This window comes from uncultured Maribacter sp., assembly GCF_963974015.1.
GTDB lineage: Bacteria > Bacteroidota > Bacteroidia > Flavobacteriales > Flavobacteriaceae > Maribacter.
Genome location: NZ_CAXBBZ010000003.1, coordinates 227,268 through 249,780 on the forward strand (window position 1 = coordinate 227,268; position 22,513 = coordinate 249,780).

Sequence of the window (22,513 nt, forward strand, 5' to 3'; positions counted from 1 at the left end):
ATTTAGCAAACTGAATTATTCAGTTATCACTATTCCGAATTTCATAGGTGGATAGGCGGTTTCCGACCAATACATACAGGGTATTATTGCTTACCTTGATTTCATTGACATGTTCGCTTCTTTCCTTATATAGATAAAAACTATATCCATAAATGTCATTTTTCCAATTATAGACATCAATAATGGATGCTTGGTCAAGCATGTTATTATCCTCGTATTTTCCTAATCGGTTGGAGTTGGTATAGATTAACTCTCCGTCCAAAGAGGAATTATTGTTTACGATTAATGGAGGCGCTAGCATTTCCGTGACTGCACCTTGCTTGCTAGGGGCGACTTGGAGGTGTGCTTTATGTACGGTATCCAAGGTTTGTTGACGCTTCAATACCGTTAAATCACTATCCATGATGATATACTCGTTACGATAATAATAGACATAACTTAAAAGATTAGGTTCAGTAGAATAGGTCAATATACCATCTACATCGAATACCCCATCTATTTGTTTTTCTAGAATTCCATGCTTTAATGATACGGAGGTCGACGTGTCCTTATCCATGATTCCCAATATTGTGCTGTGGGAATTTCCATCAAACGACCTTATAATAAGACGTTGGCTATCCACCGGTATCGCCACATCAAAAAAAACGGAATCCAGCGACCAGGGCCTAGCAATCCATTCGTTGATCCTCCCTCGAAAAATACACGGTACGGTACCATCCAGCATAAAAAAGTATGGTGGATATAGCCTAAACTTTATGTTTCGAAAAGGAAGATTACTTTCTTTAATATCAATTTTGATTTGAGCGGTGTCCTTGGATGAGAAGTTTATTTTCAGTAAATAAAGGGGCGTAGTAGGGTTTCCTAAATAGAGTATATCCCTATCAAGGCCAGCGATATAATACGAATTATGACCAAGTTCAAAGTCTCTTTTTTTGAAAATTGGATGTGGGGTAAATCTTCTCGTAAACGCGTTGTTACGATGAACCTCCTTCTCGGACAATAGGAACAAAAGAACTACCGACCCTATTGCCAAACATACAACACCGATTATTTTTTTATATCCCGCAATTCTTTTCATATCATTTCACATTTAGAATTTCTACGTTTTTCTAGTTCCAGAATTGAGAACAAGGCGAACATAATAAACAGAACATTGAAAACCACATGCTCCTTCCAACTCAAATTTTCAAGAACCCCACCACAGGAACAGGGAACAAAATCACTGAAGTACAAAATCAGAATAATATAAACGGTGAACATGGTCATAAGGCTCAAACACGCATATAGGGCAAAAAGTCGGTATCGTTCAAATAGAAGGAAAAAAGACAGGACCAGTTCCAAGGTCGGGACTATCCAAGCAACGGTATCCGCATACGCCGTTAGAATAGTAGACTGGCCCAATTGTATCTGAAATTGTTGGTAGTCGAACAACTTACTTGAAGCAGCATATACGAACAAAACGACAAACAGCATGCTTGTGATGTAGGGTATATTTTTTCTAAGTTTTTCCAAGGTGACCATATCGTTTGTATTGACATGGTAAATTTAGAGTGTCCTATTTACTTCTGTAGGAGGATTGATTATCCGACAAGGATTTTAATACTAAGTATTTCAACTTCTCAAGGAACTAGGAGTCCGTCCATATTTTTCCTTAAACGCTCTTGAAAAATGAGGGATGCTTTTGAAGCCCACCATATGTGCAATGGTCTTCAGTGACTTGCTCGTATATTGAATCATGGTTTTTGCCCTACGCAAGCGTTCCTGTATTAGAAATCTGAAAACGGTTGTGCCATACAGTTCTTTGAAACCATACTTCAATTTGAACTCATTTGTACCCATCTGAAGAGCAAGTTCTTTTAAGTGCGGTGGGTCGGTCTCTAAATTATTAAGGATCAAATCATGTACTTGTCTAATTTTTTGGATATCCTCATGGCTCAACTTTATCTTTGGCCCTTTTGAATCCCTTCTTGGTTTGATTGCATTTTTCCATAGCCCTTTTCCAAAAGGTTCCCTATTCGAAAAAAGGACTGTGCTCACTATTATCTTATTTGAATTTCCCTTGATAGTTCTGAAATTACTCACCATGCAGCTTTTTGAAATCACTAAGCCATCCCTAGTTCTAAAGTCCAGTTGAATGGAGGTATCCAAATACTCCTTATTCAAAAAGTTCTTCATTCCTTTAATCCATTTTTTTTGCGAACTTTCTATCAGAAGTTCTGTAAACGGTCTTCCCAAGATATCGTCCTTCAATCTGGATAATATGATAATTGCCTTATGATTGGCCATTTCAACAATTCCGTCTTTGTCAACAATCAGCGACATTTCGATAAAAAATTGTGGTGTCTGCCTCGTACTTACGAATCCTTGATGAATGAACGATGATTGAATCTCCTCGTTGACCATATTTATCATTACAATTAAGGAAGCAATGTTATCGTTTTTATCGGAAGGTTCTAGGCTATAGAAAAAATTCCCTTTTGCCATCTCAATAAGCATTTGGTTAATACGCTTCAAGCGGAAATCATCCTTATTGACCATAGTGTCAAATTTAATAGTTAAATATAGGTAGCGCCCACTCCAAAAAAATTAAAATGGGGATTGCACCTTTTATGAAATGCAAGGCTTCCGATTTTAGGGTAAAGGATTTTGAGGGTATATCGCTTCGTTGGGTGTTCAAGTAAAATTCGCTCAGTACATCAGTGATCGGTGGCGCTATCAAAAAAGCCAAGGACTTTATTAATAATGACCCTTCCAAGGCAAAGAAATCCCTTGCTTGTTTATTGACCATCCTCAATTCTCGAATATCACAAAGTACAGGCATTGCCAGCCCCTCTTGTACCATCATCCGGTCCCTGACTATAATCTGAGCCGCATTGAGGTTTATGCTTCTTACTGTATAAACGATATGCATCAGATTCTCGGTCAACAAATAGACCGCAAATTTATTTTTATGGTATTTTTTCATGTTCAGAAAACTGGTATCGGTCTTGAAATTACAAAAATAATATATCCGTTTATGGAGTCGCATTCATTTATGCCCCTAATAATCGAGTATTTTATTATCTCCAACGGAATATTATTTATCTGAAACGGAGTACTCTATTATCATTTAATAGATAATCTTACAAATACTACTACATTTTACATCATATAAAATGTAAGTATTATGGCAAAGATTAAACACCACAATTTTTTGAACACCGTACACGAGGTATTCACGGACGCAAAACAAGAAGGAGTACTGCACCTCTATGCAGAAGGTAAATCTTTTTCCGGAAGAAAAATAAGGGTAAAGAATCGGGACCTATTTCATTTTGGGACGACTGGCTATCTTGGACTCGAACAAGATCCACGGCTGAAAAAAGCCGCAATTCAGGCCATTGAAAATTACGGAACACAGTTCCCTTTATCGAAATCCTACATTTCCAATCCTCTGTACCACGAATTAGAACAGCTCGTCACCAAAATGTACAGTGCACCGATCATTATAACCAAAAACAGTACACTTGGTCATCTTGGGGTCATACCAAGTGCCGTCGATGATGATGATGTCATCATTCTGGACCATCAAGTACATTGGAGCGTTCAAAATGCTGCTAAAATGTTAAAAACCCGTAGCGTTCCAATAGAAATGATACGCCATAACAATCTTGAAATGCTCGAGGACAAATTGAAAAAATATACACATTCTAAAAAGCATATCTGGTATATGGCCGATGGAATTTATTCTATGTACGGGGATTATGCACCCGTAAGTGATTTAATAGAGTTAGGTAAAAAATATCCCCAATTACGCTTCTATTTCGATGATGTTCATGGAATGAGCTGGACTGGTAAAAATGGAACGGGTTACGTACTAGGGCAATTGGGAGACCTCCCCCATAATGTTCTGTTATTCGGAACGTTGAGTAAGACCTTTGGGGCGAGCGGTGCCCTTTTGGCTTGTTCGAATCAGGAACTTTATAAAAAAATTAAGACCTTCGGTGGCCCCTTGACCTTTTCAGCCCAATTGGAACCCGCATCCGTTGCCGCCGCAATTGCATCGGCCAAAATCCATCTATCCGAAGATATCTATGACCTTCAGGAAGATTTAAGGGAACGAATCGACTATTTCAACAGCCTGTTGGCCAAAACAGATATTCCTTTAATCGACCATAATGAGTCTCCCGTATTCTTTATCGGGACAGGAATGCCCAAAACAGGATACAATTTCGTCAACCACCTAATGAAAGAAGGGTTCTATGTGAATCTTGGTATTTTTCCTGCTGTACCAGTAAAAAATACAGGTGTAAGGATAACAATCTCAAGGCACAATCAGAAAAAGGAAATTAAAGCATTGGTTGATGCAATGATTTTTCATTTTCCAAAAGCCTTGGAGGAAACACAAACGACTTCAGAAAAGGTTTTTTATGCCTTCAACCTTCAATCGAAGATAAAAGGAGTAAGGATTTTCAATGAAGGACTAGAAACCCATGAAAAGAAAACGATTGAAGCAATGGATAAAAATGAGTGGAATCGTTTAATGGGTGGCCAAGGGGGCTATGATTGGGATGGATTAAAATTTCTTGAAAATGTTTTTCAAAGAAACGATAGGAAGGAGTTTAATTGGACCTTTCGTTATTTGACCATTAAAGATAATGCCGGTGAAATTATTTTGGCGACCTTCTATACTCATTCTCTTTGGAAAGATGATATGCTTGCCCATGAGAAAGTTTCAAGAAAACTGGAAGAATCTCGAAAAAATGACCCCTATCATCTGACTTCCATGGTGCTCTCACTAGGATGTCTTTTCACGGAAGGGAATCATCTTTATTGGGACGAGAAACATCCCCAAGCAATTGAAGCGATGAACACCTTGATCCGTCGGATGGAGGATAGCCAACAGAAACTTAATTCAAAAATGATAGTACTACGTGATTTTCGTAAGGATACTTCCTGGCACCGACACCTTCAAGGAAATGGCTTTGTACGGATTCAAATGCCTAATTCCTGCATGGTAGATTTGAAGGGTACACAAAATATAAAAGGGTTTATAGCAAATCTCTCATCCCGGAATAGAAAGCACTTACGGAAAGATATCGAACCAAATTTGGAAAAGGTCTATGTCAAGGTTGCGAACAATTGTACAGTAACCGAAATTGGGCGAATTAAACATTTATATAGTAATGTACACCAGCATAATCTTGGGCTCAACACATTTCCGTTCCCGGAGAAATTATTTGATCACATGAACGAAAATCCGTTTTGGGAGTTCATACTGGTTAGCTCAAAAGAACAACCTGAATTATTGATCGGGGCGATGCTCTGTTACATGAATTCAGCAAGGGTATATGTACCTGCATTCGTAGGAATGGATTATGACTATCTCAAGAAGTTCGGTACTTACAGAATATTATTGCTAAAAACCATCGAACGAGCCATAGAATTAAGGTTTCCCAAAATTGACATGGGTATGACGGCTTCTTTCGAAAAAAAGAAGCTAGGTGCTAAAATTATGGAAAAGTATGCCTATTTACAGACAGCGGACAACTATACTTTGGAACTTTTGGGAATAATGGAAGGCCAGTGAGAAATTAGTATCCATATGAAATACCAACAACTGTTAACGGAATTCGAGACCCAACTGGATAAGTTGGAGAACGGAGAAGGGGATATTCTCTTCAAGGCAGAAACAGGTATTGTATTGGTAGAGAAATATATCAAAAAACTACAAAAAGAAATTGTAAAGAAAACCTTTACGTCGCAAACTGAAGAAATTTATTTCTTTAAACATATTAAACCTCAAATTTTCAGTAAGCTAATCTATTACGGTAAACTTTTTAATATTGAAAGTAAAAGGCCAAGGGTAAGCAACATGGCTCAAGTAAAATATTTGAAACATCAAATAGATAAACTCCAAATTTTTTTTAACGATAATCTCGAATTTTACAATTATTACCGCCGCGGTGCGATGTCCTTGGATGAACATTATTTTATTAGGGGAAACCGTGATTTAAGACTCCCATTAGAATCCTTTCACTTTTTGATAGATGACCAATTTTCAACATGCCAAGACGGTACCGTCGCTAACATAATGGCGTATGATATGCTTATCGTTTATCTCAAAAGAGAGGTTGACACTCTCGACAAGATTATAGAAATACCTGAAAACATACCTATGCAAAAACCATCGAAACTTTTTTGGACCGGTAGCAAGACCGAGCTAATAGAGTTGCTCTATGCACTCCATGCCAGTAGCGCTATCAATAGCGGAACTGTAGATATCAAGGAATTGGCATCACATTTTGAGCATTTTTACAATGTTGATCTTGGTAATTATTATCACACCTTCATTGAAATAAGATCAAGAAAGACAAGTCGAACTAAATTTTTGGAAAGGCTGATTGAAATGTTGAATCAACGTATGAATTCTTTGGACGAATGAATAGGTAACACTATCCCCAACTATGGACCAAGTTGGGAGTTTCAATAAAACCTGAATTTTTGACATAATACCTTGAAAATTAACTGGTATTTAGAAAAATTCATCTCTTCAATGCTGAAAATCTACGAAATAAAAATATTCCCCAACTCTATCATAGGTTTAGAAAAGGTCTTAATAATACTTGTCAGTTTTACAGAACGAAAGTCAAATCAGGTCAGGGACTATCATTTAAAATCACAAACACAGATAGTCCCTTTCTATTAAAACCGTTCTATTATGCCGACAAGTATTATTACCACAGACGACCTTCGGGAATTCAAAATGGAATTGCTCGATGACATCAAAAAATTATTGACCAGACAAGCCAGCGGGAAACTCAAAAAATACCTTAAATCTTCTGAGGTTATGGACTTGCTTCAAGTTAGCCCTGGCACATTGCAGAATCTTCGTATCAATGGCACATTGCCATACACTAAAGTTGGTGGTATCATTTATTACGATACCGAGGAAATTCAAAAAGTTATGGATGCCAACCGCGTGCATCACGGTCTAAACTCTTAAGCGATGAACTATATAAAGCTACTTAATGCGGCTTTTGAGAAGTTCTATTTTGATGACCGCCTTAATCCTACGCATATTAGCCTGTATATGGCGCTTTTCCAAGAATGGAACAGCTCTAGATTTGCGGATGAATTTTTCGTGAACCGCAGGGATTTGATGCTTGCGTCTAAAATAGGCTCAAAATCCACATACCACAGATGTGTGACCGATTTAAATGCTTGGGACTATCTAAGCTACTTTCCTTCCAACAATCCATATAAGGGCAGTAAAATCAAGATGTCCATTATCGGGACAAGTGATGAACCGGATATGGGACGGTACAATCCCATATTAGAACAGGTTGCGGAACAGTACCGTCCCAATGGTGTACCGCTTACGGGACAGCACCATCCCATAAACGGACAAGCTGTGGACTTGCACCGTCCCATAGGTGGACAAGCATTGGTATCTACTATAAACAATACCAAACAAGTAAACAATATAAAACAACCAAAGGGCTGGCAGGCCGTTATTGATTTTTTTATTGAAAAAGGTATTAATGCTGATGAAGGAAAAAAATTCTATGAACACTATGAAACTCGCAATTGGAAAACCAGCGATGGGAAACCGATTAGAGATTGGCGCTCCGTAGCCACAAATTGGATGGATAGAACTGAACTTTTCGCTGAGGAAAACAAACCAAACTTTAAAGAAGCGTCCCAAATCAAGGACAACTTGCGAACCACTAAAAACAAAGACTATGGACAACCCCTCTAAAATTATCGAAGGTGGTGTGGAATATTCGCTAGGAAAATTTGATGGCAAAAGTGTGCTATACGATTTTGATAAAATCTTGATTTACTTGAATGCCAAAGGCAGACAATTATTCGGAAAAAATTTCAGAATCTATGATGAAGATATCACAATCATCCGAAAGCTCTGCCACTATTTTATCAAGGATAAGGACAATTGTGAAAAGTATGGAATAGACATTGACAAAGGCATTTTGCTTTCTGGACCCGTAGGCTGTGGAAAAACAAGTTTAATGAAATTATTGCGACACATCGTACCGCTACAACGACCGTACGAAATGATTCCGTGCAGGAATGTTGCTTTCAGTTTTAACCACCTTGGTTTTAAAACCATAGAGGATTATGGGAACACTAGATTTTATTGCTTTGATGATTTGGGTATTGAACCTGCTGGACGCTTTTACGGTAAAGATTTAAATGTGATGGGTGAAGTATTGCTTTCCCGATATGAATTGTACCTACAGACCAAACACAAAGTAAAAACTCACGCTACAACAAATCTCAATGCTGAAGAATTGGAAGAACGCTATGGCAATCGTGTCCGTAGTAGGATGCGTGAACTGTTTAATTTGATTGCTTTTGATATGAAGGCTACGGATAAAAGAAAATAGCACAATACTATTAAACTTTGGCAAATTTAATGTATTTTGCCGAAGATTAATTAAAATTACATTTTTGATAAAAACGATAGAAAATAAAATACCATCATATTTAAAAGGGAATCGAACTATTTCAAAGAATGATTTAGTTGAAAGCATCTTAAAGGACTTTCCTAATCTAAAGAAAAGCTCAATAAATGTGTATTTATCGAAGCTAAAAAAAGAAGGCATCTTAAAGAACCCGACTAGAGGCTTATATGCGTTGGAAGAAAAAAAAGAATATATACCCACTATTGATACCAAACTCAAACGATTGTTCAACAAAATAAAAAAGGACTATCCATTCATAGAGTTTTGCATTTGGAACACGCTATGGTTAAACGACTTTATGCGACACCAACCTTTTAAATTTTATACAGTTATAGAGCTAGAGAAAGATGCTGCTCAGTCCGTTTTTTACAAATTAAAAGACCAAGGTAAACCCGTTTTTTTAGAACCAGATGCGGAAACTTTTGATTTATACATTCATAATAGTGATGATGTAATTATTTTAAAGCAATTAGTTTCCGAAGCACCTATGGTCGAAATCGAAAATGTAGTAACCCCATCGCTAGAAAAACTTTTAGTCGATATGATTATTGATACCGAACTGTATGCTGCCCAACAAGGGGAATTGAATTTTATATATCAATCAGCTTTTGACAAGTTTGGAATTAATCAAGGGAAAATGAAACGCTATGCCCACAGACGAAATAGAGAAAAAGAAGTCGAACAAAGAACAAATTTAACTTTGGCAAAAAATTAATTTTTTGCCAAAATTTAATATAAATGATTAAAGAAAGTACATATCATCCAGATTGGATTTACGAAGTCAAAAAAAGACTAGGTAAAAAGTATGACCCAAAACTGATAGAGAAAGTCATTTACGCTCTGATATTATTAGAACAGCTTGATGTAAACGGCTTGGAATTTATCTTTAAAGGCGGAACCGCTTTATTATTAGCAACAGAAAAACCTAAAAGATTTTCCATTGACATTGATATTATAACTGAGCAAACCCAAAGCGACATCGAAACCATATTGAAAAAAATTTGTGAAACGACCATCTTTATAAATTGGGAAGATGATAACGACAGAAAGCATGCACCTGATGCGCCTGTGGGTCATTTCAAAACATACTACAAAAGCAATGTTGATGGTAGCATTGAACCCATATTATTAGATGTGCTATACACACCAAATCCATATCCCGAACTTACTGAAATTTCGATTGCCCACGATTGGATTCAAACAGAAGGCGAAATTAACAATGTAAAGATGCCAACTTTTGATGCCATTTTAGGCGATAAACTAACTGCATTCGCACCAAAAACTACAGGGATTTTGTATAGCAAGGGAAGGCCAGTTGAAATTATCAAACAGTTATTCGATGTTGCTTTTTTAATGGAAAATATTTCCGATTTGAATGTAGTTCGTAACAGTTATGCAAAAGTCGTTAAGGAAGAACTATCGTTTAGAAGATTAGATATAACCGCAGAGGAAGTTTTAAACGACACGCAAGAAGCCTGTTTTGTGCTTTCAACTCGTGACACTAAATCTGATGAATTTAAACACCTTCAAACTGGAGTTAGCAACTTTACAAATTTCACCATTGAGAAGTTTAATATTGAGGAAGCCATCACAGCAGCTTCAAAAGTGGCCTACTTATCCGAATTAATAAAATCGTCTGACCATAATAACATTGACAAGTTTGAAAACCCGCTAGAGGTTAAAGATTGGTTAATCGAAGATACTCAATTCAACAAGTTAAATAAGCTAAAAAAGAGTAATCCTGAGGCTTTTTTTTATTGGTGGAAAACTTTGAGTATAAATTAAGTTTTATTTTTTTAACCCAAGATTCAGCTATGGAAATCTTGTTCGTAGCAAAATGCGAGAACTATTTAATTTGATTGCTTTTGATACGAAGGCTAGGGATAAGAGGAAGTGAATATCAGTTTATAAACTTATTGTCTTAAACTAATCTTTATTAATTTATTTTAAATTTACGCTTTCTGCAATAACAAACACAGCTGATGTACTTGTGGTATGAGATATTGAAATATGCCAACTGGTGATTTTTTTCGAAGTTGATATTTTCATAACCTTTCCCGATAATGACACCTGAGGTAAACCAGTCTGACTTTTTATAATTTCAATATTTTTTAGTGATATTCCATCTTCCATACCAGTTCCTAAGCATTTCAAGACAGCTTCTTTTGCTGCGAATCTACTAGAATAATACTTTTCAACATCTACTTTAGGCGAAATAGCTATTTCATTTTTTGAGAAAATTCTTCTCAAAGTATTGTCATCATTAAGCCACGCTAATTTCTCGAAATTTGAATGTTCTACTATATCGCAACCAAGACCAATAATCATTTTACTCTCTTTTAATTATTACGAAAAGTTCCTGTCTTGTTTAGCATATCGAAATGAACACTACCTCCATTATATTTTACAAGATTTCTAAATAATGAATATCCTAATAGTATAGCCTCTTCCCAATTTTCTTTTGTGCATTTTGATACTTCAAAAGGTGAAGTAAAATCTTTTATAAAACCTAATAATTCAGCATCAACACTATTCTCTTTAGTTAGTAGATTCCTTTTTTTAGCGTAGTTAAATACCATAAGTGAAATTGCTTCTTCTGTAATTGTTGCACGTGCACCGTCCTCAAACTGGTCAATATCGGATTTACTTTTTCTTTTCCGTTTCATCATAGACCTAGAACACGGTGACCATCCCAAGACCGTTGCAAAGGTGTAATGAAACACATCGTGGAAACGATAATTATCATTTTCCCTTGAATTATTATCAATAAAGTCTCCTACCTGCCTGTTTTCGTAAGTAATTTTGGTCATAGTTCTACCATCATTCTCAATTGTTTCAAAATCAATTGTAAAACTCCGCGGTAATTGTTCATATTCTGGAAAATCTGAATCGAAAAATAATAATTCTTTCATCTCATTTATTTTTTGTTAAACTGTCTTTTTTTACTGTCAAAAATTCTATCTCTTGTAATAATTGTTTCTTCTCTAGAAGCTTTTGATTTATTATGGAATCTACAGTAATTTGCTTTTCATTGTGCTCAATTGCCTTACTCCATCCTTTGTCCAAAGCATAAAAATCAAAGGCAAGTTTGAGTAAAAGGGCAAAAACAAAACCAAGCGCTGTTATAGCAATATAATTGTTGGCTTTGTTGTCCTTCTCTAAGCTTGTAATCCTAGAATTTGATTGACTAATTTCCTTCATCAAAACTTGTGGTGAATTAAACTCACCTTGACTAAGAGCTTCAATAGGATTAGAAGGAATTGAGTTTTGATTAGTATGGGTTCCTTTGTAATTCTGCTTCTCTGATAGCTCAGCCAACCAAATTGGGAAATAATTATCCCCCCTTTTCAAAACGATTGTTGCCGGCCCTGCATTATATACGCTAAATAATAATTTTCCTTTAAAATCCGGGTCGACGTGAAAGCCCGAAACGTTTACCAATCCTTTAAACTTTATTTTAGCCTTAATTGAAATAAAAGCAATTTTGTCCTTAGGTATTTTGACCGTTTCTTCGGTTAACAGTAAAGCAAATTGACCAGGTTCAATATGAATGATTCCTTCAGGTTCTATCTTTTTTATTTCCTTTGATTCTGAATTTGTAAGAAATACTTGCCCACCCAATGAAAGTTCATAAGCACCATTTTTTATTCTTTTCTCGTCAAAAGGCTCAATGACTTTACCTTTATTGAGGCAGTCCAGTATTGCTTTATTTCCTAAAAATGACATTATGTTTGATTTTGATACGTTAAATCCTCTGTTATGCTACTATTTAAATCCCACTTTGGGGGAAACCAATATTCAATCGGTTTATGGTTACATTTATATTTCTGTTTAATACGCGTTCTTTTACTATTACCTGTAATCTCTGGGTGTCTTACTCTACTATACTTATCAACCTCACAAAATAAATTTTGACAGTCAATGAGCTGTAAATTCCTTCCCCATAAGGATTTAAAATCTAGACCTAAACGTTCAAACTCTATTTCCTGCCTATCTGTTACCAACTTAATAATTTCTTTCTCGTTCAAACCAGCAGTATCTGTAAAGCATTTACTTATGCCACCCAAGGCACCAGGCCCTGGCATAACAAATTCTGACTCCGAAAAATTAATTATAGTCGAGTAGTTGATATCAATTAATAGTTGATAAGCCAAAAAATTTCCCAACCCTGGAAATGATTTAATGATTTCAAATGCCTTTTGCATATTATTGGCATTCGATAATTGGTTCTCTGCTTTATCATTAAGCATCAATTCAATTAATTTTAAATGATTACTATGCTTCCTAGTATAACCAAACGATGATTTTACAGAAGGCATAATATAGGCAGCAGAATAAATTGTTTCCCCAGCTCTAAAAGCATCATTCAAAATTTCATTATAAGTGTTAAAATCATAGTTCTCAAATGTAGGGCAGGGAATATGAGAACAAATTAATTCCCAAGTATCTATTTTATTGAAAAGTTTGAACAACAAAATTCTAAAAAGAATCTCTTTCGGCGAATCAGGATACTCCTTTCGATAAATAACATCACGTATGAGATACTGACTTACCCTGTCTGCTGCCCTGTAAGCATTTGTAAATCGGTAAGTATTGATTATTGAATCATTAGACCAAGGATAACCTTTATTTTCAATCTTATTGAAGAAAGCTTCTTGGCGTAAAGCTGCAAACTTCCAGTAAGTATCGTAAACTTCAGTTGTTTTAATAGGTGATAATGGTGAGATAATCGTTACCCCAGAGTTTATATTTTTTTTTGAAACGCTCATTAATGTTTAGTGGCTTTTGTAGCTTGATTATATAAATTTTTAGCTTCTTTTTTTGACAAGCTATCAAGTTTTTCAATGCTAATAAAGCAATTAAATCTTTCAAATGAAATCCCTAATTCATCAGCAACGAATTTACCTAGATTTACAAGACCCAACCAGTTACCATATGCCTTCTCGTATAAATGTTGTACTGCGTAAAAACTATTAAGAACTAAACCGTTTTCTTCGGTGACATAAAATGTCACGTGTTGAAGACAAGGGAAACCTAAATATGGTCCATCTAATTTATCAGAATTCGGGTCAAAAGTGGAAGCCTGATATCTTGACCTCCGATTGTTCTTATTGTCCTTTATTGATTCGATAATATTTTCAAGTTGATTAATTCCTCCAGTTGCCCCAGGAAAATCAATTAATCTTTGAAAATACGTTCCTCTCCTGTTACGTGGGTTTCTTCCGACCAAATCTAATTTCTTAATCCTCTTAAAATTGGATTTGTATTCTTCGTAGAATTCGTGTCTATTATTTTTGAACAACCTAGAGAGTGAAACAGGAAAAATAGTTTCAGAAACAGTTTGTATTGATTGTTTTTGATGTATTGCCAAATGATTATCTAATATCTCTCGAATGGACTTATCTTCTTCAAAATCGGTTATTGTCAGGACCAATGGGGATAATTCCTTTCCAGAAATATCCCCGTACTTTTTTAGTACCTCTATCCAAGATTGCGATATATTAAAATCTTCTATTAATGTGGGTGTTGTCATAATTGGTTTTAATTTTCTAAGTGCCTGTATTCTGAAAGCCCTTCATATTCAAAATTTTGAATTCTTATAAAATAAGTTTGTCCGTCGTTTGGGTTAATGGCTCTAAGTACTCCTGGTTTTATAGCCTGATAACAAAAACCATTTTCAGTTTCAGAAATAACATTCAAATGATTCCCCTCCAATTCTATATCCTTTGGTAAATATAGAAATCCCGACACTTCTGTATCAACGATACTCTCTTTGAATTTAGCATCAATTATTTTTAAATGCCCTTTATTCTCGTTTGATGTAATTTTTCTTAGAAAATGTGAGGGCGAGTATTTTAATAACTCTTTTGATTTCTGATAGCTAATTAGCTTGTTCAAACCGCAACTAGAAATTAAGGTTTGATATCCGACTCCAAAAACAGATGATATAGTAAAGAACTGAATGGGTGTTGCTGTATTTAAATCCCACTTTCTCTTTTTAAATTCAAGCTGGATACCTGCAACTGGCATCAAAAGAGCTGAGGCAAAAATATCGACTAGTCTCTCCTCTTGGTTATGAGCTTCGGATTCATTATTCTCTTGATAAATCAAATCGATTTGTGAACCGTGGCCATATAAATGGTGACCCAATTCGTGAGCGCACGTAAAAACTCTTCTAGAGAATGGTCGTAATGAGGATAGAATAATATAGGAATTATCAGGGTTATCACTCGATATATACATTCCTTCCATATTAATGCGCCTAAATCTTACATCTATTTCGAATTTCAGACAGGCATCATACACATTAATTGGCTGAAACATATTCAAACCTAAATCTGCTCTAACTGAGTCAGCCTTTTTAATTCCGCTTGCGGCGATTGAATCCATAAACATCTATATTATTTTGGTAGTATATTCAAGAGTTCAAATAGTTTATTTTTATCCTCTTCGCTCATTTTACTCAATTCTCTTGCCGCGAACTTTAGCTTTCCTTGAGTAATTTCTGAGTTATTATCTTCGTTAAGCAACCAAGATGAATCCACCTTATATAGTTTAGAAAATTCAATTAACTCTTCTGCGCTAACTTTTCGCCTTCCTGCTTCAATCTCGGAAATTGCAGGTCTTTGTACATTTAGTTTTAATGCCACCTGCGCCTGAGACAAACCTGAAAGTTCTCTCGCTTTTTTTAACCTTTCAGCTATTTGTAATCTTTTCAAATTTGAATTATCACTTTCCATATTTAGCGTGTTTTATAAGTTTTTCTGCTGACATTTTTATATCTAATTGTTTTTGTTCTTTTTTATCGTAAAATACATAACAATCATCAGGAATAATTATATCTAATTTCTTTTCTAAACGTCCCATAACAGTTACCAAAACTTGACTAGTTATTCCTGGCAATAATCCTGGGCAAGATGCAGAATCGATAGAGACTTCAATCTCTAATGTATCTGCTATCTCTTTAATAACCTCTGCAATTTTTTCTTCAACCAGTTCCTGACTTATATCAATCATAATGTATGGATTTGATACAAATGTAGTAAGATAATCTTACATACGCAAATTATATTTTAATTTAGTATCTGCGCTTATAATTTCTTGGACTTACCTGATGACTTTACCTCATTAACAAATGCTATAAATAAAGCTTTTAAACAATTCATAACTTCGAGACCCAATTCTTTCATAATTCTAATTTTTAATTAAACTTTCTAATAACGCTAAAGCTAGTATCTGGTAAGATATTTGGTTTTGATAATAACGACTTTCATCGGTATTACTCAAAAACCCTAATTCCAAAAGCACAGAAGCGCAATAATCAACCGTTTCACGCAACACCTGAAAATTAGCAAACTTCGCACCTCTACTCTCATATCCTATTGCTTTGCAAAGCGTCTTTTCTATTTGATAGCCGAGAAAAACAGATTCTTCAGAATATATGCCTTGCTTCTTTGATGTATAAACTTCTATGCCTCGTGCATTTGGATTATCTGAATGATTACAATGTAAAGACACAAACAAATCGGCTTTTAGAGTTTTGGCCAGATTCGCTCTATCCGATAAGGAAATTAAGGTGTCTTTATACCTGGTCAAATAAATATCGAGTGGTTTTTCCAAGTCGTTATTTAACCTTAAAATGGCATTCGCAATATCCAAAACCACATCCTTTTCTTTGATGCCATTTATACCTATTGCACCAGCATCTTTTCCACCGTGTCCAACGTCAATTACAATTCGTTTTTGAGCACTTATTTCTTGTCCAAAAACGATGCACATTTTTAGTAGCAAAAAGACAAAACTGACGTTTTTGAGCACTTATTTCATTTTCAATTTTCAGGTTATCAACAACGTCCCTTTCAAAAATCATAGCATTTGATGCCAAATAATAGCAATGGAATTCAATCGATATCAAATAATATTTTATTCACAAATAATTGATTTTCAGTTATTTATATACAAATATATGTAAATTTAAGAAAGCGAAAATGAATAAAAATTCTAAACCTTTTATTATGAAAAAATCAATCTATTTGGCAACTTTTTTGTCGCTGCTCTCAACATCACTTTTTGCTCAAATTGGGGGAATTGAAGATTCTGTTAATGATGTGGGCGATACAATTAGAACAATCTTTCCAATTTTACTTGGGGTTATATTTCTTGTTGGTTTCCTATTTAATGCAGGACATTTCTTTGGGGAAAATGCAGACCTTAAAAAAGGGATTACCCGTGTCCTTGTATTTGTTTTAATCGCAGGTGCAGTTGTCGGCATATTTACTTATCTGATTTCTATCGTAGTATAAATGAAGAAATTCGAGCCCTATAAAAACATCAGGAAAAAGGCGGTCATTTTTGGGCTGCCCATTTCCTTGTTTGCCTTAATGATGATGTCAGTTCTGGCTTCATTAATGGTCATCATCTTCTCGTTCAGTTTTGCGATGATTATAGGTGTTGCCATTTTCAACGCTGCTTTATACATCGCGCTCACGAGAATTAGCAATAATCCTCAACTGTTTCAGGTGGCAAAAGTCTTTCCAACAATTATTAGTAATAAACAAAACTCTGGCTTCGATTATGAACATGATTAACCTTTCAGCATATCAACCCATAGCAGATATTCAGGATAATATCGTATTTGCCAATAATGGCAATGTGGTTCTATGCTACAAAGGGAATCTGCCAGAAATCTATTCGCTTTCTGAAAGTGATTTTCAGGATATGCACGGTGCTTGGTTTCAAGCCCTAAAATCTTTACCAGTTGGCACAGTAGTTCATAAGCAGGATATATACCTGAAGAAAACCTATACATCGGAACAATTACCAAATAGCACCTTTTTAGAAAAAGCCACTTACGAGCATTTTAAAGGTCGCGGACACATAGAACATAAGTGTTACCTGTTCTTCACGTTAACCAAAAACAGAGCACTCAACAATTCAAAATATGTGAATCCGTTCCGTAACGTTTCAAAAGGAATCGTACAGGAACTGGATGATAACGTGCAACGGTTCGTCAACTCGGTAAGCGATTCGGTTTCCTTCATCAATAACAGTCGTAAAATGGAATTCCTTCCGATTGATGCAAAGGAAATCCAACATTTAACCAAGAGCTATTTCAATGGCTTTAACGAAGGCTTTGACACCGATATTTTACTGGATAAAAAAAGCGTCAATATTGGCGAAAACCATTTTGATGCCCTTGCCATCAATAGCGAACTGTGCTTTGGCGAAAGTGTACAGAGTAGCAAAACCAATGAGAAATTCACTTCTGACGATTTTGTGTTTCATCAAGGGTTTATTGATGGCCTAGGGCTTACGCTTAATGAAAACCATATTGTCAATCAAATTCTATATCTGGACGACAAACAAAAGTGGCGCAAGATGCTCGATAAGAAAATCGAGGAACTGAACAAAAGTTCCAACTTCGGTTCACAGAACAAAATGGTACTTGGTAAAATCCAGCACATCCTTGACCAAATCAATGCCGATGATAATGCCAGAATTATTCGTGGTCATCTCAATATTGTCTATTGGGCAAAAGAAGCCAAAGAGCTCGATAAGATAACCTCAAAAATCAAAACAGAATTTAAGGAACTGGATATCATCCCATATTACCCTAGAGGCGAAGAACGAAAGAATTATATACTGAATAGCTACTGCTGTTTTTCGTCCAATTTCTCAAACAATGATTTGTATGTAACCGATTTGAAACACGCACTCTGCCTGTTCGTCAATAACACCAATTACAAAAGCGATGCTACTGGAATCATCTTTAACGACCGTGAACATAACATTCCCGTTTTAAAGGATGTTTGGGACGAAAAGAAGAAACGTATCAAGGCACGAAACTTCGCCATTTTTGCGCCAACAGGGGAAGGCAAGTCGTTTTTAGCCAATAATATTTTACGCCAGTATTTTGAAAGTGGCGTACGCTTGGTCATCATTGATTTAGGTGGGTCTTATACCAAATTCGCCAAACTCTATCCTGAACAATATACAGTTCTTCGTTATGAAAGTGGAAAGAACTTGGGTATCAATCCATTTTATATCAGTAATAAAAATGACCTCACACCTGAACGGTTAGAGGATTTATCGGTGTTTCTTTTTGAACTGTTCGCCTCGGACTTAAAGGTTACAAAAGCACAATCGGTATCGGTAAAAAAAATACTCCGACATTATTACGACAGCACTTCAGAAAATCACTCTTTAGATGGTTTTTACAGCTTTATAGAAAGGAATCAGAAAGACCTTCTGGACACCTTAAAAATCCATCCCGACTACTTCAATGTTACAAGCTTCTTGCACGTAATGTCCGAATATGTCGGCGATGGTCTATATAGCTTCCTTTTTGAAGTAAGCGAAGACCAGACCTATAAAATTGAGGACAAACGATTGATTGTTTTTGAACTGGATGAAGTCAAAGATAACAAGGAAATCCTGTCCGTGATGTTGAAGTTGATTAAGTCAGCAATCCAAAGAACCATTTGGAAGAACAGAGCTGAAAAGGGTATCATTCTATTTGATGAGTTTGCAAAACAACTCAAGTTTGATAACGTATTGGAAAGCGTGGAATTCTATTATCAAGCTATCCGTAAACAAAATGGTGCTATTGGGATTATACTTCAATCCATAAATCAACTTCCCAATAATTCAACATCAGCCAGCATACTAGAAAATACGCAGGTCATTTATAGCCTGAACAATGAAAAAGGCTATGATGAATTAGTCAAAAGACTCAATCTATCCAGCCACGATTTAAACCAATTAAAATCCATCAAGAACAATCTTTCTGGTCCACGCAAGTACACCGAAATGTTTATCAAAATAGGAAAGGAAAGCAACATTTTTAGGCTAGAAGTTCCGAAGGAAGTATATGCGGCATACTTGACCGATGGACAGGAAAACGAGGCCATAATGAAGCTCTTCGATGAGCATAACAATATGGAAAAAGCAATAATTCAATTCACATCTAAAACATAATATTATGAAGACAAAAATCAAAACATTCGTATTCGGGCTAATCTTCACGATTGCCATTTTATTGCCTAGTGGTGCAACCGCTCAAGGAATGCCAACTTATGATAACACAAATTTTATCAGTTTGGTAAAGCAACTTGTAGAATCAGGTAAGCAGACAGCTCAAATGATTAAGTCTGTAAAATTCCTAAAAGATGCGAAAGAGGCAATCGAAAAAGTATCAAGTGTTGTCCAACAACTTAGGGCAGTTGAGGAAATAGCTGCCAACAATCAACGTCTTATCAATGTAATGCAAAACGATTTACAGGATATTTTAAACTCGCCTTACATCAAACCCGAGGAAGTTACACGGGTTGCGGAATCATTTGATGCCATAGTCCAAAACTCTTTGGACACCGTTGACTTTATGGGCGAAATCTTATCCAGTAATAATCTGAAAATGTCCGATGCGGAACGTGCTGAAGTTTTAAAGGAAAAAGAGCTGGAATCAAAGCAAATGGTTTCAAACATTCAAACAAAAACCAAACGCTACAAGGATATTATATCCTTCAGAAAAATGCAGGACAAAATTAATAACCGAGAAACAGAATACTAATAATGACCGCAGCCATACTTTTAGGGATTGGACTGGAATACGTTGATGCGGTATTTCAAACCATACAGAACAGCAGCTTTTCGCAATATACCATTGCAGGAATGAAAACGCTTGCTGTTTTGTTCTTTCTGGTCAATATCCTAAAGAAATATAATGAAGGTATTGCGGATAAGGACGGCTACACTTGGGGATTGAGTCCTGGGGAATTGATGAAGAATTTTGCAATAGTTATTCTGGTCATATTCTCGACACAAGTACTTGGCTTCTTTGATAGCATCTTGGTTTCCATTGAAGCCCAATATCGTGGTACAGCACCCGCTTTATTGCCTTTACAGATGCAGGATATTCCTATCGAAGAGGAAATTAATTTTTTAGAGGCCGCTCAGGCAGCAATGGCATTATTGTACGAAGCTCTGGTTACACCACTTTACGGCTTCAAAATATTTGCATTTATCGTTAGTCTTTTCCTTTGGATTCTGGATTTGTTCATCTACCCATTATTCCTTGCAGAACGCTACTTTTTACTTGGAATAATGCAAGCTTTCTTTCCGTTGGTTATAAGTTTGGCCGTTTTTGAAAAGTTCCGTTCGCTTGCCTATACCTTTTTTAAATTATACGCTGCGGTCTATATGCTAGTACCAGCCTTCTTTTTGGTCAACGTATTTGTAAACGCACTCTATACTGAAATCAATACGAACTTCTGGACAAGCCTTTTTGGGACAGATGTTGGCCAGGGCTTTTTTGCACCTGTGGTTCAGCTTGGGTCGGTAGGTTTTATTGTTTTTCTAAAATTCAAATTATACAAACGCGCCACATCGTTTACGCTCAGATTATTTACTGCCTAAGACAGATTAAAGATAGAACTATGAAAACACCCTATAAAAACATCTATGCCGTCCTAAAATTGAACAGATTTATCGTGTTGGCAGTTGTCATTTTTGCGATGCTATCGAGCACCCTTTCCCTATGGATGGCATTCAAGACAAATAAAGAAGCACTTAATAGTGCCTTCGCCATAAATACCGATGGCAGCATTATTCCGCTGAAGCTCGTTACACAAAAAGAAAATTTTAGGGTTGAAGCTTTGGCACATTTAGACCTGTTCCACAACTACTTTTATAATATCGATGCCAGTAATTACGAACGCAATCTAGAAAAGGCACTTTGGCTCGGCAACAGTTCCGTGGATAACCTATACCGACAAAAAAAAGCGGATGGTGTCTACAACCGATTGTTACAGTATTCTTTGGTAGAAAAAGTAGTGAGTATTGATTCCAAAATAAGCGAAAACAGCGGGTCATATAGCTTTACAACAACCACCATTTTTGAAATCAATAGAGGGACTATTATCGATAGATACGAGTTGGTTTCTACAGGAAATCTGATAATGGTTGACCGTAATTTCCCAAATAATCCTCACGGATTGTTAATTACCGATTACTTCGAGAACACCTTAAAAAAAATAAACGATGAAAATTGAGCCGAACCGCCTACCGTCGGGCGGTTAATTGGCATTTAAAAACAACACTTATGAAAATAGAAAAGAACAAAATAGTATTTGCGGCTGTATTGGCTGTGATTTTCATATTCCTGATTTCCTATTCTATGATGGTTATGGGCGATGATGAAAGCGAAAATGATAATCTAGAACAGACCTTGATACCCGATTTGGAAGAAAACCAAAAAGAGTATGATTCTAAACTGGATGCAATCAATGATTTAAAAGAAGTACGTGAAAATAATGCACCGAGCATCTACGATGAAAAATTTTTAGATTCAACAGGTCTTTACAATCCTGATTTACCAGAACAGGAAAAGAAACGTATCGTAGATAGTATTTACAAGGCTGGTAAGATTCAATATTCAGAAAAGCGATATCAGAACTTTGGGCAAAAAAAAATAGCTCAAAAGGCTACACAGCAAATTGATTCAGCCGTAATAAAACGAGAACAAAAAATAGAAGCCAAAGAGTTGGGTCTGGAACATCAGTTATTCTTTGCCGCTTCGCCTAAACCCAATGAATTTTCGATAATTGGCAATACAGATGAAAGTATCTCTGTCATCGTCGATGGTGACCAAATCGTAACGGCAAATACTAGATTAAGAATGCGCCTTACCAAATCGGCAACTATCAATGGTAAGCTGATGCTAAAGAATACGCCAGTTTTTGGGCTTATTAGTTTTCAACCCAACCGTGCGCTTATTGAAATTGAAAATATCAATCATCATCCTACAAAGCTCAAAGCATTCGATTTGCAAGATGGAAGCGAAGGCATTTATGTTGAGAATAACTTTAGAGCGCAAGCAACAAGAGAGGTGCTGGATGATGTCATTGATGATATCAATATTCCTAGTGTTCCACAAGTGAGCGGAATTACAAAGGTGCTTAAACGTAGTAATCGAAACGTAAAAGTGACCGTATTGAACAACTACAGATTAATCCTAAAAGCCGATAATCGGCAATAATTAAAAGACTTTA

The 22,513-nt window shown here is 35.9% G+C and carries 27 protein-coding genes and 1 pseudogene; 15 read left to right on the forward strand and 13 right to left on the reverse strand.

Annotated elements, in window-relative coordinates; translation table 11 throughout:
* Positions 1-19: 19 nt before the first annotated feature.
* From AACZ41_RS08315 to AACZ41_RS08330, 4 genes are all read right to left on the reverse strand, one after another.
* Entirely contained in the window at positions 20-1,078 is a 1,059-nt protein-coding gene (locus tag AACZ41_RS08315; RefSeq protein WP_339627936.1) for a hypothetical protein, read from the reverse strand.
* Positions 1,075-1,521 carry a MauE/DoxX family redox-associated membrane protein gene (locus AACZ41_RS08320; protein WP_339627937.1) on the reverse strand — a complete coding sequence of 149 codons (447 nt, stop codon included), beginning with the start codon at positions 1,519-1,521 and terminating at the stop codon, positions 1,075-1,077. The genes AACZ41_RS08315 and AACZ41_RS08320 overlap by 4 nt, the downstream gene beginning before the upstream one ends.
* A 90-nt stretch (positions 1,522-1,611) precedes the next feature.
* Positions 1,612-2,538 carry a helix-turn-helix domain-containing protein gene (locus tag AACZ41_RS08325; RefSeq protein ID WP_339627938.1) on the reverse strand — a complete coding sequence of 309 codons (927 nt, stop codon included), beginning with the start codon at positions 2,536-2,538 and terminating at the stop codon, positions 1,612-1,614.
* A gap of 10 nt (positions 2,539-2,548) precedes the next feature.
* Complete coding sequence (locus tag AACZ41_RS08330) at positions 2,549-2,965, reverse strand: hypothetical protein (protein WP_339627940.1); 417 nt, start codon at positions 2,963-2,965, stop codon at positions 2,549-2,551.
* Between the two features lie 201 nt (positions 2,966-3,166).
* On the opposite strand from AACZ41_RS08330, the gene AACZ41_RS08335 reads away from it, so the two are divergent.
* The 8 genes and pseudogenes from AACZ41_RS08335 to AACZ41_RS08370 form a co-directional block, all read left to right on the forward strand.
* Positions 3,167-5,569: an aminotransferase class I/II-fold pyridoxal phosphate-dependent enzyme gene (locus AACZ41_RS08335; protein ID WP_339627941.1), complete on the forward strand. Its 2,403-nt coding sequence runs from the start codon at positions 3,167-3,169 to the stop codon at positions 5,567-5,569.
* Positions 5,570-5,584: 15 nt separating this feature from the next.
* Positions 5,585-6,424 (forward strand): RteC domain-containing protein, encoded by an 840-nt coding sequence (locus tag AACZ41_RS08340; protein WP_339627942.1) that lies wholly within the window; start codon positions 5,585-5,587, stop codon positions 6,422-6,424.
* 276 nt (positions 6,425-6,700) lie between these two features.
* Positions 6,701-6,985: a helix-turn-helix domain-containing protein gene (locus tag AACZ41_RS08345; RefSeq protein ID WP_041495894.1), complete on the forward strand. Its 285-nt coding sequence runs from the start codon at positions 6,701-6,703 to the stop codon at positions 6,983-6,985.
* Between the two features lie 3 nt (positions 6,986-6,988).
* Positions 6,989-7,741 carry a hypothetical protein gene (locus AACZ41_RS08350; protein WP_339627944.1) on the forward strand — a complete coding sequence of 251 codons (753 nt, stop codon included), beginning with the start codon at positions 6,989-6,991 and terminating at the stop codon, positions 7,739-7,741.
* On the forward strand, positions 7,725-8,387 hold the full coding sequence (locus AACZ41_RS08355; protein ID WP_339627946.1) for an ATPase: 663 nt from the start codon (positions 7,725-7,727) through the stop codon (positions 8,385-8,387). Before AACZ41_RS08350 ends, AACZ41_RS08355 begins: the two co-directional genes overlap by 17 nt.
* A 64-nt stretch (positions 8,388-8,451) precedes the next feature.
* Positions 8,452-9,180: a DUF6577 family protein gene (locus tag AACZ41_RS08360; protein WP_339627947.1), complete on the forward strand. Its 729-nt coding sequence runs from the start codon at positions 8,452-8,454 to the stop codon at positions 9,178-9,180.
* Positions 9,181-9,203: 23 nt separating this feature from the next.
* Positions 9,204-10,250 (forward strand): nucleotidyl transferase AbiEii/AbiGii toxin family protein, encoded by a 1,047-nt coding sequence (locus tag AACZ41_RS08365; protein ID WP_339627948.1) that lies wholly within the window; start codon positions 9,204-9,206, stop codon positions 10,248-10,250.
* A gap of 28 nt (positions 10,251-10,278) precedes the next feature.
* Positions 10,279-10,362 (forward strand): annotated as a pseudogene (locus AACZ41_RS08370) (ATPase); the annotation flags it as partial.
* A gap of 44 nt (positions 10,363-10,406) precedes the next feature.
* Here AACZ41_RS08370 and acpS read toward each other — a convergent pair.
* The 9 genes from acpS to AACZ41_RS08415 form a co-directional block, all read right to left on the reverse strand.
* On the reverse strand, positions 10,407-10,793 hold the full coding sequence (gene acpS / locus AACZ41_RS08375; RefSeq protein ID WP_339627949.1) for a holo-ACP synthase: 387 nt from the start codon (positions 10,791-10,793) through the stop codon (positions 10,407-10,409).
* A gap of 11 nt (positions 10,794-10,804) precedes the next feature.
* Entirely contained in the window at positions 10,805-11,377 is a 573-nt protein-coding gene (locus tag AACZ41_RS08380) for a nucleotide pyrophosphohydrolase (RefSeq protein ID WP_339627950.1), read from the reverse strand.
* 1 nt (position 11,378) lies between these two features.
* Positions 11,379-12,191, reverse strand: coding sequence for a deoxycytidine triphosphate deaminase (locus tag AACZ41_RS08385; RefSeq protein WP_339627951.1), 813 nt, complete (start codon positions 12,189-12,191; stop codon positions 11,379-11,381).
* Positions 12,191-13,234 carry a nucleotide kinase domain-containing protein gene (locus AACZ41_RS08390; protein WP_339627952.1) on the reverse strand — a complete coding sequence of 348 codons (1,044 nt, stop codon included), beginning with the start codon at positions 13,232-13,234 and terminating at the stop codon, positions 12,191-12,193. The genes AACZ41_RS08385 and AACZ41_RS08390 overlap by 1 nt, the downstream gene beginning before the upstream one ends.
* Positions 13,234-13,998 (reverse strand): hypothetical protein, encoded by a 765-nt coding sequence (locus AACZ41_RS08395; RefSeq protein WP_339627953.1) that lies wholly within the window; start codon positions 13,996-13,998, stop codon positions 13,234-13,236. Before AACZ41_RS08395 ends, AACZ41_RS08390 begins: the two co-directional genes overlap by 1 nt.
* Positions 13,999-14,006: 8 nt before the next feature.
* Positions 14,007-14,855, reverse strand: a complete 849-nt coding sequence (locus tag AACZ41_RS08400; protein ID WP_339627954.1) for an ImmA/IrrE family metallo-endopeptidase — start codon at positions 14,853-14,855, stop codon at positions 14,007-14,009.
* A gap of 11 nt (positions 14,856-14,866) precedes the next feature.
* On the reverse strand, positions 14,867-15,205 hold the full coding sequence (locus AACZ41_RS08405; protein WP_339627955.1) for a helix-turn-helix transcriptional regulator: 339 nt from the start codon (positions 15,203-15,205) through the stop codon (positions 14,867-14,869).
* A complete protein-coding gene (locus AACZ41_RS08410) occupies positions 15,195-15,482 on the reverse strand; it encodes a hypothetical protein (protein WP_339627956.1) in 288 nt (95 codons plus the stop codon). The genes AACZ41_RS08405 and AACZ41_RS08410 overlap by 11 nt, the downstream gene beginning before the upstream one ends.
* A gap of 177 nt (positions 15,483-15,659) precedes the next feature.
* Complete coding sequence (locus AACZ41_RS08415) at positions 15,660-16,244, reverse strand: N-acetylmuramoyl-L-alanine amidase (RefSeq protein WP_339627957.1); 585 nt, start codon at positions 16,242-16,244, stop codon at positions 15,660-15,662.
* Between the two features lie 236 nt (positions 16,245-16,480).
* Between AACZ41_RS08415 and AACZ41_RS08420 the strand changes: the two genes are divergently transcribed.
* From AACZ41_RS08420 to traM, 7 genes are read left to right on the forward strand one after another with little or no spacing between them, the layout of a single operon-like run.
* Positions 16,481-16,768 carry a hypothetical protein gene (locus tag AACZ41_RS08420; RefSeq protein WP_215932671.1) on the forward strand — a complete coding sequence of 96 codons (288 nt, stop codon included), beginning with the start codon at positions 16,481-16,483 and terminating at the stop codon, positions 16,766-16,768.
* Complete coding sequence (locus AACZ41_RS08425) at positions 16,769-17,053, forward strand: hypothetical protein (RefSeq protein WP_339627959.1); 285 nt, start codon at positions 16,769-16,771, stop codon at positions 17,051-17,053.
* Entirely contained in the window at positions 17,040-19,442 is a 2,403-nt protein-coding gene (locus AACZ41_RS08430; protein ID WP_339627960.1) for a TraG family conjugative transposon ATPase, read from the forward strand. The genes AACZ41_RS08425 and AACZ41_RS08430 overlap by 14 nt, the downstream gene beginning before the upstream one ends.
* A gap of 4 nt (positions 19,443-19,446) precedes the next feature.
* The gene (locus tag AACZ41_RS08435; RefSeq protein WP_339627961.1) at positions 19,447-20,034 is read left to right on the forward strand and encodes a conjugal transfer protein; all 588 of its coding nucleotides are present in this window, start codon (positions 19,447-19,449) and stop codon (positions 20,032-20,034) included.
* A 2-nt stretch (positions 20,035-20,036) separates the two neighbouring features.
* Entirely contained in the window at positions 20,037-20,879 is an 843-nt protein-coding gene (locus tag AACZ41_RS08440; protein ID WP_339627962.1) for a hypothetical protein, read from the forward strand.
* A gap of 20 nt (positions 20,880-20,899) precedes the next feature.
* A complete protein-coding gene (locus AACZ41_RS08445) occupies positions 20,900-21,514 on the forward strand; it encodes a conjugal transfer protein TraK (protein WP_339627963.1) in 615 nt (204 codons plus the stop codon).
* A gap of 50 nt (positions 21,515-21,564) precedes the next feature.
* The gene (traM, locus tag AACZ41_RS08450) at positions 21,565-22,500 is read left to right on the forward strand and encodes a conjugative transposon protein TraM (RefSeq protein ID WP_339627964.1); all 936 of its coding nucleotides are present in this window, start codon (positions 21,565-21,567) and stop codon (positions 22,498-22,500) included.
* Positions 22,501-22,513: the final 13 nt, after the last annotated feature.